Origin of the sequence: Rhodococcus sp. IEGM 1307, assembly GCF_030056915.1 — a bacterium.
Classification (GTDB): Bacteria; Actinomycetota; Actinomycetes; order Mycobacteriales; family Mycobacteriaceae; genus Rhodococcus_F; species Rhodococcus_F opacus_D.
Window position 1 is genome coordinate 210,659 of the sequence record NZ_JASHKW010000008.1, and the last position, 16,617, is coordinate 227,275.

Genomic DNA, 16,617 nt, shown 5'->3' on the forward strand with positions numbered 1-16,617 from the left:
ACAACCTCTACGGTCCGACGGAATTCACCGTGCACGCGACCGCCGGGCACGTCGACCCGGACGTTCGCGGCACCGTGCCCATCGGAAGTGCGGTGTGGAACACCGATCTCCACGTCTTGGATTCGCGTCTTCGTCCGGTGCCGGTCGGGGTCCCCGGCGAGCTGTATCTCGCGGGCACCCAGTTGGCGCGCGGCTACGTCGGACGTAGCGATCTGACCTCCGACCGGTTCGTCGCCAACCCGTTCGGCGGCGCCGGGCAGAGAATGTACCGAACGGGCGACGTCGTTCGACGTCGCGCCGACGGGAACCTCGAGTACCTCGGACGCAGCGACTTCCAGGTCAAGTTGCGTGGCCTGCGGATCGAGCTCGGCGAGGTCGAGGCTGCGTTGTTGTCGCATCCGTCGTTGGCGCAGGCCGCGGTCACGATCCATCGAAGCGACGCGACCGGCGAAAATCTCGTGGGTTACGTGGTTCCGCGGTCCGGCGCCCAGATCGACACGAAGTCGGTGCAGGACGCAGCGGCGCAGCTCCTGCCCGCGTACATGGTGCCCGCCCGCATCGTCGTCCTGGACAGCTTCCCTCTCGGTGCCAGCGGGAAGCTGGATCGAAAGGCATTGCCCGAGCCCGAGTTCACCACCGTCGCGGTGGAGTACGTACCCCCTCGTACGCCGGTCGAGACGATCGTGGCGAGGGTCTTCGAAGAGGTGCTCGGCGCCGATCGAGTCGGGTCCACCGACTCGTTCTTCGACCTCGGTGGCAACTCCATCAGCGCGACGAGGCTCACGGCCCGGCTCAGGGTCGCGCTCGGTGCGCACCTGTCGGTACGGGAGTGTTTCGAAAATCCGACGGTCGCGGAACTCGCGGAGCTGCTCGAGGCGACCGCGAGTACCGGCGAACAGCGTCCCGCGCTCGTCGCCCGTCCGCGGCCCGACCGCATCCCGCTGTCGCTGGCTCAGCAGCGGATGTGGTTCGTCAACCAGTTCGATCCGTCCTCCCCGGCGTACAACCTGCCGCTGGCGGTGCGGTTGACCGGCTCGATCGACCCGGCGGCGCTGAATGCGGCGTGGGCGGACGTCGTCGAGCGGCACGAGTCGCTGCGGACGGTCTTCCCGGTCGGCGACGAGGACGCGCACCAGCTCGTGCTGCCCGCAGCCGACGTGGTGTCCGATCTGACCCCGACCCCGGTCGCCGACGAGCAGGACCTGTACGCGCGGTTGCGTGAACTCGGCGCCACCGGATTCGACGTCACCGAGACGGTGCCGGTGCGGGTCGCCTGCTTCGAGGTGAACCCCACCGACCACATCCTGATGATGGTCGTGCACCACATCTCGGCCGACGGTGCGTCGCTGGCGCCCCTCTTCACCGACATCATGACCGCCTATGCGGCGCGTTCCGCCGGCAGCGCTCCCGGGTGGGAACCGCTGCCCGTCCAGTACGCCGATTACGCGTTGTGGCAGCGTGAGTCGCTCGGTGACGAGTCCGACCCCGAATCGCTGGTCTCCCGCCAGCTCGGCTACTGGCAGCAGGCGCTCGGCGGGCTCCCCGAGGTGCTCGAGTTGCCGACCGACCGGCCCCGGCCGCCGGTGCAGTCGCTGCGCGGCGCGTCGGCACGGTTCACGATCGACGCGCAGACCCACCGTGGGCTGCTCGCGATCGCCCAGGAAACGAACTCGACCCTCTTCATGGTCGTGCACGCCGCGCTCGCGGTCCTGCTCGAGCGGCTGTCTTCGCAGACGGACGTCGCGATCGGCACGCCGGTCGCCGGCCGCGGCGAGCAGGAACTGGACAGGCTCGTGGGCATGTTCGTCAACACCCTCGTGCTCCGCGCGTCGGTGCGTCCCGACGACACCTTCGCCGACCTGCTGGCACAGGTGCGCGCCACCGATCTGAATGCGTTCAGCCACAGCGACGTTCCGTTCGAGCGTCTCGTCGAGGTACTCGACGTCCCACGGTCGACGGCGCACCAGCCGCTGTTCCAGGTGGCGTTGTCGTTCGACAACAACGAATCGGTTCGGATGGAGTTCCCGGGTCTCGAGATCTCGGCGCTCGACGCCCCGCTCGAGGTCGCCAAATTCGACCTCCAGCTCAGCGTCGGCGAGCGCTACGTCGACGGGGCCGCCGCGGGTATCGCCGCGACGTTCAACTACTCGACCGACATCTTCGACGAGCAGACCGTTCTGAGCTTCGCGGACCGGTTCGGCCGGATTCTCCATGCCGTGTCGGCCGACCGTGACGTGGTCCTCGGCGACATCGAGATCCTCGACGCCGCGGAGAAGGCCGCGATCGCCCCGGTCCGCGGACCGCAGTCGATCGAGCCGCGCACACTGCCCGAACTGCTGCGTTCGGGTGTCGAGATCGGCCCGGAGTCGGTCGCGGTGACCTTCGAGGGACGCGAGGTCACGTACCGGGAACTCGACGAGCGGTCGAATCAGCTGGCGCGCGTCCTGATCGATCGGGGCGTGGGGCCGGAGACCTATGTCGCACTGGCGATCACGCGTTCCGTCGAATCCATCCTCGGGATCTGGTCGATCGCCAAGGCCGGCGGCGCATACCTGCCCGTCGACCCGAAGCTGCCGTTCGAGCGGATCGGCGAGATGCTGTCCGATTCGGAGGCGGTCCTCGGACTGACGGTCGCCCGCCATCACGACGACCTTCCCGGCACGGTGCCGTGGATCGTCCTCGACGAGACCGCGGCTGCCGAGGAGATCGGTGCCCGCAGTGCGGACGCGGTGGAGGACGCGGATCTGCGCTGCGCGCTGACGGTCGACCACCCGGCGTATCTCATCTACACCTCGGGTTCGACGGGTAAGCCGAAGGGCGTCGTGGTCACCCACCGCGGTCTGGCGAACCTCACCCGCGAGGTGCGCGAGCACTACGTCGTGTCACCGGACTCCCGTTTCCTGCACGTGGCGTCACCGAGCTTCGACACGTCGGTCGGGGAGATGCTCGCCGCGTTCAGCGCGGGCGCCACCCTGGTGATCTCGCCCGCGGACGTCTACGGCGGCGACGAACTCGCCGACCTGATCCGCCGCGAACGGGTCAACAACGTAGTCATGACACCGACGGCGCTGATGACCGTCGACCCCGACGGCCTCGACTCCGTCACGTCCGTCGTGGTCGGCGGCGACACCTGCACACCGGAACTCGTGGCGCGGTGGGCTCCCGGCCGCGAGATGCGCAACGCGTACGGACCCACCGAGACCACGGTCATCGTCACCATCACCGAACCGATGGTGGCGGGCGAGCGCGTGACGATCGGTTCGCCGCTGCGTGGCGTCGAATCCCTCATCCTCGACTCGCGGTTGCGTCCGGTGCCGGAGGGCGTTCCCGGCGAGCTCTACATCTGCGGTCCGTCGGTGACCCGCGGCTACCACAATCGTCCGTCGGTCACGGCGGAGCGGTTCGTGGCCAACCCGTTCGGTGAACCCGGCGCGCGCATGTACCGCACCGGCGATGTCGTGCGCTGGGCGGACGGACACCGGGTGGAGTACGTCGGCCGGTCCGACTTCCAGGTGAAGGTCCGCGGATTCCGCGTCGAACTCGGTGAGATCGACGCCGCACTGGCCGCGCAGCCGAACGTCGAGTTCGCGGTGACCGTGGGTCGCGAGAACCCGGCCGGGCTGACGACCCTCGTGTCGTACGTCCTGCCCGTCGACGGTGCGACGGTCGATCCGGAATTGCTGAAGTCGGTTGTCGGCGAGACGCTTCCGCCGTACATGGTGCCGTCCGTCGTGATCCTCCTCGACGAGATCCCGCTGACCGGCATCGGCAAGCTGGATCGCGCGCGGCTGCCCGAGCCGGAGTTCGTCACCGCGGGCGCGGAGTTCCGTGCCCCGACGACGCCGGCGGAAGAGACGATCGCAGGCATCTTCGCCGATGTGCTCGGACTCGCGCAGGTCAGCGTCGACGACAGCTTCTTCGACCTCGGCGGAAACTCGCTGAGCGCCACCCGTGTCGTGTCCCGGGCCGGGCAGGTCTTCGGTCGTCGCATCGGAGTGCGGGAACTGTTCGAGGCGCCGACGGTCGCGGGCCTCGCCGCCCGCATCGGCACCCCCGACGAGAACGTCCGACCGCGGCCCGTCCTCGCGCCGCGGGAGAGGTCTGCCTTCGTCCCGTTGTCGCTGGCGCAGTCCCGGATGTGGTTCATCAACCGCTTCGACCCGGACTCGCCCGCCTACAACATTCCGCTCGCGGTCCGATTGACCGGTGCGCTGGACGTGGACGCGCTGCAGTCCGCGGTGCTCGACGTGCTCGACCGGCACGAGTCGCTGCGCACGATCTACCCGGACTCGCCGGAGGGCCCGCGTCAGGTGATCCTCCCCGCCGACCAGGTCCGGCTGGACCTGACGCCCGCTGCGGTGTCGGACGACGAACTGCGCGAGCAGTTGGTGGAGATGGTCACCGCCGGATTCGACGTCACCGCCGACGTTCCGCCGATCCGGACGCGACTGTTCGAGGTCGGCCCGCAGGACTACGTGCTGGCACTCGTCGTGCACCACGTGTCCACCGACGGCGAATCCACTGCGCCGTTCGTGCGCGACGTCATGGTGGCGTACGCGTCGCGGGCGGCAGGCCGGGAACCCGGCTTCGCGCCGCTCCCGGTGCAGTACGCGGATTACGCGATCTGGCAGCGTGAACTCCTCGGCAGTGAGGACGACCCCGACAGCCTGATCGCCGCCCAGCTGGCCTTCTGGAAGAAGACGCTGGCCGGCGTGCCCGACCTCCTCGAGCTGCCGGTGGACCGGCCGCGACCGCCCGTGCAGTCCCTGCGCGGGTCGCGGATCGACTTCACCATCGACGCCGAGGTGCACCGCGGTCTGGCAGCGCTGGCCCGCAGGCACAACGCCAGCGTGTTCATGGCCGTGCACGCCGCGTTCGCGGTGCTGCTCAGCCGGTTGTCCGGCGCCGAGGACATCTCGGTGGGCACCCCGATCGCAGGCCGCGGCGAGCGCGAACTCGACGACGTCGTCGGCATGTTCGTCAACACCCTCGCACTGCGGGTGCAGGTCGACGGGCAGCAGACGTTCGACGAGATCCTCGATCGTGCCCGGGAGGCCGACCTCGAGGCGTTCTCGCACGCCGACGTCCCGTTCGAGCGCCTGGTCGAGGTCCTGAACCCGGCACGCTCGATGGCCCACCATCCGATCTTCCAGGTGGGCTACTCGTTCCAGAACACGACGAAGGCCGAGCTGGAACTGCCCGACCTCACCGTCACACCGCTCGAGGTCGAGGGCGACACCGCCCAGTTCGACCTCCATCTGATCCTGGGCGACAGCCCCGAGGGTGAGCAGATGTCGGGCGTGTTCACGTTCGCCACCGACCTGTTCGACGCCGCCACCGTCAAGCGTTTCGCGGACATGTTCCGCCGCGTCCTGGCCGCCGCGGTGGATTCGCCGCGGACCGCGGTCGGCGACCTGGCGCTCGCGAGCAGCGACGAGCGCGCGCTCGTGGTGTCCGGATGGAACGACACCGAGCGGGCCCTGCCGGAGACGACGCTCGCGGACATGTTCGCGAGCGTCGCCGCGGAGAACCCGGACGTCACTGCTCTCGTGTTCGAGGGCGAGTCGCTGACGTACGCCGACTTCTCGGCGAGGGTCAACCGGTTGGCCCGGCATCTCGTCGGCCGCGGGGTCGGCCCGGAAACCGTGGTCGGCCTGGCGATTCCGCGTTCGGTGGAACTGCTGGTCGGCATGTACGCGATCGCCGCGGCCGGCGGTGCGTACCTGCCGATCGACCCGGACCATCCGGCCGAGCGCACCGCGTACGTGCTCGAGAGTGCGCAACCCGTCTGCGTCCTGGCGACCCGCGCCGTCGTCGGGGGACTGCCGGGCGAGGTCGACTACCTCCTTCTCGACGAACTGGATCTGGGCGGAATCGACCCGTCCCCGCTCACCGACTCGGAGCGGATCGCGCCGCTGCGGCCGGAGAACGCCGCGTACGTGATCTACACGTCCGGCTCGACCGGCCGCCCGAAGGGTGTGGCGATCGCGCACCGAGCGATCGCCAACCAGTTGCGGTGGAAGCAGTCGGAATACCCGCTCACCGCCGAGGATTCGGTGCTGCTCAAGACGGCGGCGACGTTCGACCTGTCGGTGTGGGAGTTCTGGTGGGCGCTGACCGCGGGCGCACGTCTGGTCGTCGCCACACCGGACGGCCACCGCGACCCGTCGTACCTGGCCGCACTCGTTGCGGAGCAGCAGGTCTCGACCGTCCACTTCGTGCCTTCGCTGCTGTCGGCGTTCGTCGCGGTGGCAGAACCGGCCCAGCTGGTGTCGTTGACACGTGTGCTCTGCATCGGTGAGGCACTGCCTGCCGACACGATGCTCCGCTTCCGCGACGTCTCCGACGCGGAGATCTTCAACCTGTACGGCCCCACCGAGGCCGCCGTCAGCGTCACCCACTACCGGTGCGGCGACGAGCGCGACGGTTCGGTGCCGATCGGCAGGCCTGAATGGAACACGCAGACGTACGTTCTCGATTCGCGTCTGCACCCCGTTCCCGCCGGCGTCACGGGTGAGCTCTATCTCGCGGGCGAGCAGTTGGCGCGCGGCTACTTCGGCCGCCACGACCTCACTGCGGAACGGTTCGTCGCCAATCCGTTCGGCGACGCCGGACAGCGCATGTACCGCACCGGTGACCTGGTGCGGTGGAACCGCGACGGTAATCTCGACTACGTCGGCCGGAGCGACTTCCAGGTCAAGGTCCGCGGTTTCCGGATCGAACTCGGCGAGATCGAGCGGGCGCTCGTGGCGCACCCGTCGGTGGCGCAGGCCGTCGTCGTGGTCCACCACGACCGTCACACCGGGGACCGGCTCGTCGGCTACGTGGTGCCGGAGCAGGGCGTCTCCGTCGACGACGCGGACGTTCTCACGTTCGCCGGCCGGTCGGTGCCGGGATACATGGTGCCGTCCGCGCTGATCGCCCTCGACGCGCTGCCGCTGAACATCAACGGCAAGCTCGATCGCAAGGCGCTCCCCGAACCCGAGTTCGGTGGCGCCGTGGACCACTACAAGGCTCCGCGTACGCCCGTCGAGGAGATCGTCGCGGGAGTCTTCGCGGACGTGCTCGGTCACGAGCGGGTCAGCGTGGACACGAGCTTCTTCGACCTCGGCGGCAACTCGCTGGTCGCGACACGCGTGGTCGCCCGCGTCAACGCCGCGCTCGACACGTCGATCGGTGTGCGCGAACTGTTCGAGGCTCCGACGGTGATCGCGCTGTCGGCTCGCGCCGAGCAGTCCGATTCGGCGGGCGCGAGCCGCCCGGCCCTGGTGCCGCAACCGCGTCCGGCCCGGATTCCGCTGTCCCCGGCGCAGTCCCGCATGTGGTTCATCAACCAGTTCGACACGGCGTCGGCGGCTTACAACATTCCGCTGGCGATCAGGCTGACCGGCCACCTCGACGTCTCGGCGCTCGAGCAGGCACTCGGCGACGTCGTCGAACGGCACGAGACGCTGCGCACGACGTATCCCGACACCGGAGACGGTCCGGGCCAGGTCGTGTTGTCGCGGACCCGGAGCTTCACCTCGCTGGACGTGGAGAATGTCGCCGACGAGAACACCCTGCGTGAGCGCGTGATCTCCCTCGTCACCGCTGGTTTCGACGTCGCGAAGGCCGTCCCGGTCCGCGCGCGTCTCCTGCGGATCGACGCCGAGCAGCATGTGCTGGTCATCGTGGTCCACCACATCTCCTCCGACGGTGCCTCGACGGCACCGCTGGCGCGCGACGTGGTGATCGCCTACAGCGCGCGCGCCGCCGGGTCCGAACCTGCCTGGGCTCCTCTCGACGTCCAGTACGCGGACTTCTCGCTCTGGCAGCACGAGTTGCTCGGCGACGAGAACGCGTCGGATTCACTGGCCACCAAGCAGATCGACTACTGGCGGACCACGCTCAGCGGTCTGCCGGACGTGCTGCCGTTGCCGACGGACCGGCCGCGGCCGCCCGCGCAGTCGATGCGCGGCGCGAACTTCGACTTCGAGATCGACGCGGAACTACGCGACCGGCTCGGGGCGCTGGCGCGTGAGCACAACGCGTCGCTGTTCATGGTCGCGCACGCGGCACTGTCGGTGCTGCTCGCTCGGTTGAGCGCCACGGACGACATCGCGGTGGGTACGGCGATCGAGGGTCGTGGCGAGGCCGCGCTCGACGACCTCGTGGGCATGTTCGTCAACACGCTGGTGTTGCGGGCCCAGGTCGACGTCGACGCGACGTTCGCCGACCTCCTCGCGCAGGTGCGTCAGCACGACCTCGGTGCGTTCACGCACACCGATGTGCCGTTCGAGCGGCTGGTCGAGATCCTCCAGCCGGAACGCTCCACGGCGTTCTCGCCGCTCTTCCAGGTAGCACTCGCTTTCCAGAACATCGAGCAGGCGCACCTGGAGCTGCCCGGTCTGACGGTCGAGGGACTCGACGGTGGGATCAGCGCCGCGAAGTTCGATCTGCAGCTCACGCTCGCGGACGCAGCCGGCGCGGACGGGGCCGCGCCGATGCGGGGCGTCTTCACCTACGCGACGGATCTGTTCGACGAACGCACGATCGCGTCGTTCGCGTTCCGTTTCCAGCGCATCCTCGAGGCGATTACTGCCGACGCCTCCGTGCTGATCGGGGACATCGACGTCCTGAGCGAGAACGAGCACGCGGTGCTGGCACCCGTGCGCGGCGCCGACAGCGCCGCACCCGAGCTCCTGTCGAGCATCCTGGCCACCGCCGCAGCGGTCGACCCCGATGCCGTCGCCGTCGTGTGCGGCGACGAACAGGTCACCTACCGTGATCTGGACCAGCGCTCGAACCGTCTCGCCCGCGTCCTGATCGGCAGGGGCATCGGGGCCGACGACTTCGTCGCACTGGCGCTGACGCGTTCCGTCGAATCGATCCTCTCCATCTGGGCGGTCGCGAAGACCGGCGCCGCATTCGTGCCCGTCGATCCGAGCTACCCGTTCGACCGGATCCTGCACATGGTCACGGACTCCCGCGTGGAGGTCGGTCTCACCACCGGCGCCCACGTCGGCGAGCTGCCCGACACCGTGCGCTGGCTGGTGCTCGGTGAGGACGAGATGGACGGCGACTGTGCGTCCGTGTCGTCCGAGGCCGTCACCGACGCCGACCGCATCCGTCCGACCCGGGTCGACGACGCGGCGTACGTCATCTACACGTCGGGGTCGACGGGTCTGCCCAAGGGCGTCGTCGTCACCCACACCGGGCTGGCGAACGTCACGACCGAGCAGGTCGAGCGACTCCGCCTCACTCCGCAGTCGCGGGTGCTGCACTTCGCCTCGCCGAGCTTCGACGCGTCCGTGTTCGAACTGCTGCACGCCGTGGCCGCCGCGTCGACGATGGTCATCGCGTCCGGCGTCGTCTACGGCGGCGACGAACTCGCCCGGTTGCTGAAGAAGCAGAAGGTCACGCACGCATTCATCACGCCCGCGGCTCTGACCACGGTCGACCCGGCCGGGTTGGACGGCATCGAGGTGCTGTCGGTTGCCGGCGAGGCCTGCCCGCCGGAACTCATGCAGAAGTGGGCGCCGGGCCGGCGCATGTTCAACCTGTACGGGCCGTCCGAGGCGACGATCTGGAGCACGTCGAGCAACCCGATGAAGGCGGATCTGCCCGTCACCATCGGTGGTCCCACCCGGGGCGTCGACGTGGTCGTGCTCGACTCCCGGCTCACGCCCGTCCCGGTGGGGGTCGCGGGTGAGCTGTACGTGGCGGGTCCGAGCGTGGCACGCGGCTATCACAACCGGTTCGCCCTGACGGCGGAGCGTTTCGTCGCGAACCCGTTCGGCGGTCCCGGTGAGCGGCTCTACCGCACCGGCGACGTCGTCCGCTGGGTGCACGACGGGGAGACCGGCGACCTCGTCCTCGACTACGTCGGCAGGTCCGACTTCCAGGTGAAGGTCCGTGGGTTCCGCATCGAACTCGGTGAGATCGACGCCGAACTCGGCAGCCACCCGAGCGTGGACTTCGCGGTCACGCTGGGCCATCACCGCGAGCAGACCGGTCAGACCGTGCTGGTGTCGTACGTGATGCCCGCTGCCGGCGCGTCGATCGACGTCGCGGAACTGTCGGCGTTCGTGTCCGAGACCCTGCCCGGGTACATGGTGCCGTCGTCGATCATGGCGATCGACTCGGTGCCGCTGACGCCCGCCGGAAAGCTCGACCGCAAGGCGCTTCCCGAGCCGCAGTTCGTGTCGGCTGCCAGTGAGTACTGCGCGCCGTCGACGGCGATGGAGAAGGCCATCGCCGACGTCTTCGCGCAGGTGCTCGGTGTGGACCGCGTCAGCGTCGACGACTCGTTCTTCGCCCTCGGCGGCGACAGCATCGTGTCCATTCAGCTGACGACCCGCGCGAAGAACGCGGGGGTGCTGTTCACGGCTCGGGACGTCTTCGAGCGCAAGACCGTCTCGGCGCTGGCCGACGTGGCCGCGTGGGCCACCGACGTCGAGTCGGTGAAGCTCGAGGAGCTGCCGGGCGGCGGCGTCGGATCGATTCCGCTCACGCCCATCGCGCACTGGTTGGTGGAGACGGCAGGGACCTTCGAGAAGTTCTCGCAGGCGGTTCTGCTGACCACCCCGCCTGCGGTCACGCGGGATCAGCTGGTGGCCACGGTGGATGCTGTCCTGGAACGCCACGACATTCTCCGATCCCGGCTCACCCGGACCGGGGACGACTGGGCGTTCGAGGCTCTCCCCACCGAAGAGGCGTTCGGTGCGGACGACCTGATCGAGCAGATCGAGTTCACCGACAAGCCGGGAACGGACGGATTCGAGAGACTGGCACGCGCGGCTCTCGACCGTGCGGCGGAGCGGCTGGATCCGGCGTCGGGCCGGATGACGCAGTTCGTGTGGTTCGCTCCCGCGGCGTCGTTGCCGGGGCAGAGCGGCCGCCTGCTGGTGCTCGCGCATCACCTCGTCGTCGACGGTGTGTCCTGGCGAGTGCTGTTGCCGGACTTCGCGACCGCGGGTTCGCAGATCACGGCGGGACAGCCGGCGCAGCTCGAACCGGTCGGCTCCTCGGTCCGTGCGTGGGCGCACGGTCTGGTCGAGGAGGCGAAGTCGCCGCACCGCGTGGCGGAACTCGACTTCTGGCGCGGGATGCTCGCGGGCACGGATCCGCTGATCGGAAAGCGTGCATTCGATCCCGCACGCGACGTGATCGCCCGGACCGACCGCCTGAGCATGACGTTCTCGACGCAGGTGACGCAGGCGCTGCTCACCACGATCCCGCAGTCCGTGAACGGCGGTGTCAACGACGGCCTCCTCGCGGCTCTCGCTCTCGCGGTCGCGCGCTGGCGTGGACTCCGCAACGGGACCGAGGATCGCTCGGTGCTGATCAACCTCGAGGGACACGGCCGGGAAGAGGCGACCGTGCCCGGTTCCGACCTCTCCCGCACGGTGGGCTGGTTCACGAGCCTGTACCCGGTGCGGCTGGACGTCTCCCGGGCCGATCTCGACGACGCATTCGACGGCGGGACGTCGACAGGCGCGGCACTGAAGGCGGTCAAGGAACAGTTGCTTGCCGTGCCCGACAAGGGCATCGGCTACGGCCTGCTTCGCTACCTGAACGAGGAGACCGCTGCGGCGCTGGCATCGTTGCCGACTCCGCAGATCGGGTTCAACTACCTCGGTCGCGCGGGCTCGGTGGATCTGCCCGCCGAGATCCGGGATCTCGGCTGGATCCCCGACAGCGATTCGGGTGAGTTCGGCGGTGCCATGGACGACGACATGGTGGCGCCCGCGGTGCTCAGCATCAACGCGGTGACGTCGGAGACGGCGTCCGGTCCCCAGATCGAAGCCAAGATCTCGTTCGCCACCGAGATTCTCGACGAGGCGGACGTGTGGGAGCTCGCCGAACTGTGGCACGCCGCGGCGACCGCGCTGGCCGAGCACGCCTCCGGGCCGAACGGCGGCGGTCTGACACCGTCCGACGTTCCGCTGGTGTCCGTGACGCAGGACGACCTCGAGGCGCTCGAGCGGCGCTACCCCGACGCCACCGACGTGTGGCCGCTCGCCCCGCTGCAGTCCGGAATGTTCTTCCATTCCGTTCTCGCCGAGGACGCGGTCGACGTCTACACCGCTCAGGTGGTGCTGGACTTCCAGGGCATCGTCGACACCGGCCGGCTCCGCGGCGCGGCGGAGGCGTTGATCGCACGTCACGCGAACCTGCGCACGGCGTTCGTCCCCGACGATTCGGGGACCGCGGTCCAGGTGGTCGTCGACCGCGTCGCACTGCCCTGGGAAGAGCTCGACCTCTCCGGTCTGTCCGGGACCGAACGCGAGGAGCAGATGAGTTCCGTTCTGAGCGAACATCGTTCGGCACGGTTCGACATGAGTCGTCCGCCCCTGATGCGGTTCCTGCTGATCCGCACGGGTGAGAACAGCTACCGGTTCTCCATCAGCAACCACCACATCCTGCTCGACGGATGGTCGATGCCGTTGCTGATGAAGGACCTGCTGGTGCTGTACGCGACCCGCGGAGACGGTTCGGTGCTGCCGCGTGTGCGCAGCTACCGCGACTTCCTCGGCTGGCTGTCCGAACGCGACACCGACGCATCGCGCAGCGCGTGGGCGCACGCACTGGCGGGACTGGACGGTCCGACCGTGCTGGCCCCGGCGCCGAGCAGCGAGGACCGACCCGAGCCGGCCGAGTTCGCGCTGCACCTCGGTGAGGTGGTCAGCGAGAACCTGGCGCGCATCGCCCGGGACCGCGGCCTGACGATGAACACGATCGTCCAGGCGGCATGGGGTCTGCTGCTGGCCCGCATGACGGCCTCGGACGACGTCGTCTTCGGCGCCACCGTCTCGGGTCGCCCGCCGGAGGTCGCCGGCATCGAGTCGATGGTGGGCCTGTTCATCAACACCATCCCGATTCGCGTGCGCATCGATCCCCGTGAGTCGCTCCTCGGACTGCTCGAGCGACTGCAGGCGGAACAGTCGACGCTGTTCGACCACCATCACATCGGTCTTCCCGAGATCCAGCAGATCGCCGGAATCGGTGGGCTGTTCGACACGTTGACGGTGTTCGAGTCGTACCCGGTGGACCGCGCAGGTCTCACCGAGGACAGCGACATCGACGGGCTCCGGGTCGCCGGAGTGCAGATCAGCGACGCCTCGCACTACCCGCTGAGCCTGCTGGCCCAGTCGGACAGCGAGGTGCAACTGGTCCTGAAGTACCTCCCGGACGTGTTCGGCGCCGACACCGTCGAGCGGCTCGGGTCCCGGCTGAACCGGATCCTGCAGACCATCGCGGCAGGCAGTTCCACGCTGGTGGGCGATCTCGATCTGCTGACCGGCGACGAACGCGAACTCGTCCTGTCCGGGTGGAACGACTCGGGGCACGACGTCACCGACGAATCCGTGGTGTCGATGTTCGGCGCCCAGGTCGCCCGCACACCGAATCGAACGGCGGTGGTGGCGGACCATGTGCGCCTCACCTACGCGGAGTTCGACGCGCGGGTGAATCGTCTGGCGCGGCACCTGATGTCGATCGGGGTGGGGCCGGACTCGGTGGTGGGCATCGCGATGCGACGCTCGCTCGACATGGTGATCAGCCTCTACGCCGTCCACGCGGCGGGCGGCGCGTACGTGCCGATCGACCCGGAGCACCCGGCGGACCGCACCTCGTACGTGGTGGACAGTGCCATGCCGACGTGTGTGCTGAGCCTGGCCGACGACATCGCGAATCTCGACGTGGACGTGCCGGTGTACCTGGTCGAGGACTTCGACCTGTCCGAGTACGCGGACGGCCCGGTCGACGATTCCGAGCGGCTCGCCGAGTTGCGCCCGGACAACCTGGCCTACGCGCTGTACACGTCGGGTTCGACGGGACGTCCGAAGGGCGTGGCGATTCCGCATTCGGCGCTCGCCAACCAGCTGGCGTGGATGCGGGACGTCTACGGCATCGGCGCGCAGGACGTGGTGCTGCAGAAGACACCGTTCACGTTCGATGCCTCGGTGTGGGAGCTGTTCCTGCCGTTGGTGGTCGGTGGCACTCTCGTGATCGCGTCGCCGGACGGTCACCGCGACCCCGACTACATGGCAGCGACCGTGGGCACGGAAGCGGTGACGGTGATCCAGTTCGTCCCGTCGGTGCTGACCATGTTCCTGGATGCCGCGACGGCCGACCGGTGCGGTTCGCTGCGCCTGGTCTTCGCGGGCGGTGAGCCGCTGCCGCAGTCGGCGGCCGAGCGGGTCGCCGGTCTCGGTTCCGCGGAATTGGTGAACCTGTACGGCCCGACCGAGGTGACCATCAACTCGACGGCCCACGTGGTGGAGCCGTCGGGAACGACGACGATCGCACCGATCGGTTCGCCGGCTTGGAACACGCGGGCCTACGTGCTCGACGCTCATCTGAACCCGGCGCCGGTCGGTGTTCCCGGTGAGCTGTACCTCGACGGCGCGCAACTCGCTCGCGGCTACGTCAACAGTTCCGCGATGAGCGCGGAACGGTTCGTCGCGAACCCGTTCGGCGATTCGGGTGCGCGAATGTACCGCACCGGCGACCTCGTCCGGTGGAACGAGAACGGCGTCCTCGAGTTCGTGGGCCGCACCGACTTCCAGGTGAAGGTGCGCGGGTTGCGTATCGAGCTCGGCGAGGTCGAGGAGGCGTTCGTCCGGTATCGCGACGTGGCGCAGGCCGCCGTGATCGTCCACAACAGCGAGGTGGGTGCGCGGCTCGTCGCCTACGTCGTGCCGAAGCCGGACGCGGTTCTCGACCCGGCGGCACTGAACGGGTTCGTCGCGGAATCGCTGCCCGAGTACATGATTCCGGATTCCGTGATGATTCTCGCCGAACTTCCGCTGGGAACCAGCGGCAAGCTCGACCGGCGCGCGCTGCCGGTGCCGGACTTCGCGTCGGCGGCCGACTTCCGGGCGCCGCGCACCGACACCGAGCGTGCACTCGCGACCGTGTTCGGCGAACTGCTCGGCCGGGAGGGCGTCGGAATCGACGATTCCTTCTTCGAGCTCGGCGGCGACAGCATCGTGTCCATCCAGCTGGTGGCGCGGGCACGTTCGGCCGGTATCCACTTCACCGCGCGAGATGTGTTCGAGCGGCGCACCGTTGCCGAGCTGGCCGCGGTGGCCGATTCGGGCGAGTCCGCGGCGGCCGCACTGCAGGAGTACGAGGGTGGTGGCGTCGGAACTGTGCCGCTCACCCCGGTCGCCCGCAAGATGGTCGAGCGCGGCGGCGACTTCGACCGGTTCGTCATGCCGTTGATGCTGACGTTGCCCGCCGGGATCGAACGCGAGCAGGTGACCGCGACGATCGCCGCCGTGGTCGACAAGCACGACGTGCTGCGGTCGACTCTGGTCACGTCCGGTGTAGAGGACGCGCTCGAGATCGCACCCGCGGGCAGCGTCGACATCGACGCCACCGTGCAGCGGGTGGAAATCGCGGCCGGCGACGAGCCCGGTTCGCCGGAGTTCGATGCGGTGGCGAGTGCGGCCTTCGACGCGGCGCTCGATCGCCTCGATCCGCGCACCGGGTCGATGCTCCAGTTCGTCTGGCTCGACCCCGCCGAGTCGGATCGGCGCGGACGGCTCCTCGTGGTGCCGCACCACCTCGTCATCGACTCCGTGTCGTGGCGGATCCTGGTACCGGACTTCGCGACCGCGGGCGCGCAGATCGCCGCCGGCACGTCGCCGTCACTCGAGCCGGTCGGAACGTCGCTGCGGCGCTGGACCGACGGTCTGCTCGAGGCGGCGGTCAAGCCGGAGCGGGTGGCCGAACTCGAGGTGTGGGAACACATGCTGACCGGCCCGGATCCGCTGCTCGGATCGCGTGAGCTGGACCTGGGAACCGATCTGGTCAGCACGCTGGAACGAACCCGGGTGGATGTTCCGGCACCGGTCACCGAGGCATTGCTGGGTGGCACGCCGGGTGCGCTCGACGGTGAGATCGGCGACGTCCTCGCGGCAGCCCTCGCGTTGGCGGTGGCCGCATGGCGGCGCGACCGCGGAGTCGAGGCTTCGTCGACGGTCGTCACCCTCGAGGGCCACGGACGTGAAGAGTCCACGGTGCCGGGTGCGGATCTGTCGCGGACGGTCGGCTGGTTCACCACGATGTACCCGGCACGTCTCGACCTCGCCGGGGTCGACATCGCCGATGCCCTTCAGGGTGGCGCGAGCGCGGCGGACGCCGTACACGCGGTGCGGGATCAGCTGAGCGCGATCCCGGACCGGGGAATCGGGTACGGGCTGCTCCGGTACCTGAACCCCGACACGTCGGCGGTCATGAGGAACTGGTCGGAACCGCAGATCGTGTTCAACTACATCGGACGCGTCAGCGCGGCCGAGGTTCCCGAGGCGGTACGCGGACTCGACTGGCTGCCCGATTTCGAATCGCCCGTCACGGGTGGATTCGAGAAGAGCGCGATGCCCGCCCAGGCCGTTCTCGACATCCAGTCGGTGATCTCGGAAACCGCGGAGGGCCTGCAGTTGTCGGCGTTCATGTCCTTCCCGCCCGGCGTCCTCTCGACGCCGGAGGTGGACCGTTTCGGGGAGTTCTGGGTGGCCGCGCTCGCCGCGCTCGTGGCTCAGGCCGAGGAGCGATCCGGGCGCTGATCTCCGCGACCCGTGGTGGGAAGGCTCCGAGCCTTCCCACCACGTGGCCCCGTCGGTTCCC

At 69.1% G+C, this 16,617-nt stretch carries 1 protein-coding gene (running past one end of the window); it reads left to right on the forward strand.

All coding sequences use genetic code 11. The annotated features are described in order from the left end of the window. Positions 1-16,556 carry the 3' portion of a non-ribosomal peptide synthase/polyketide synthase gene (locus QM841_RS17730; RefSeq protein WP_502943274.1) on the forward strand. The gene continues 17,173 nt to the left of window position 1, outside the view, so only the last 16,556 of its 33,729 coding nucleotides appear in the window; its start codon lies beyond the left edge, outside the window; its stop codon occupies positions 16,554-16,556. Positions 16,557-16,617 lie beyond the last annotated feature (61 nt).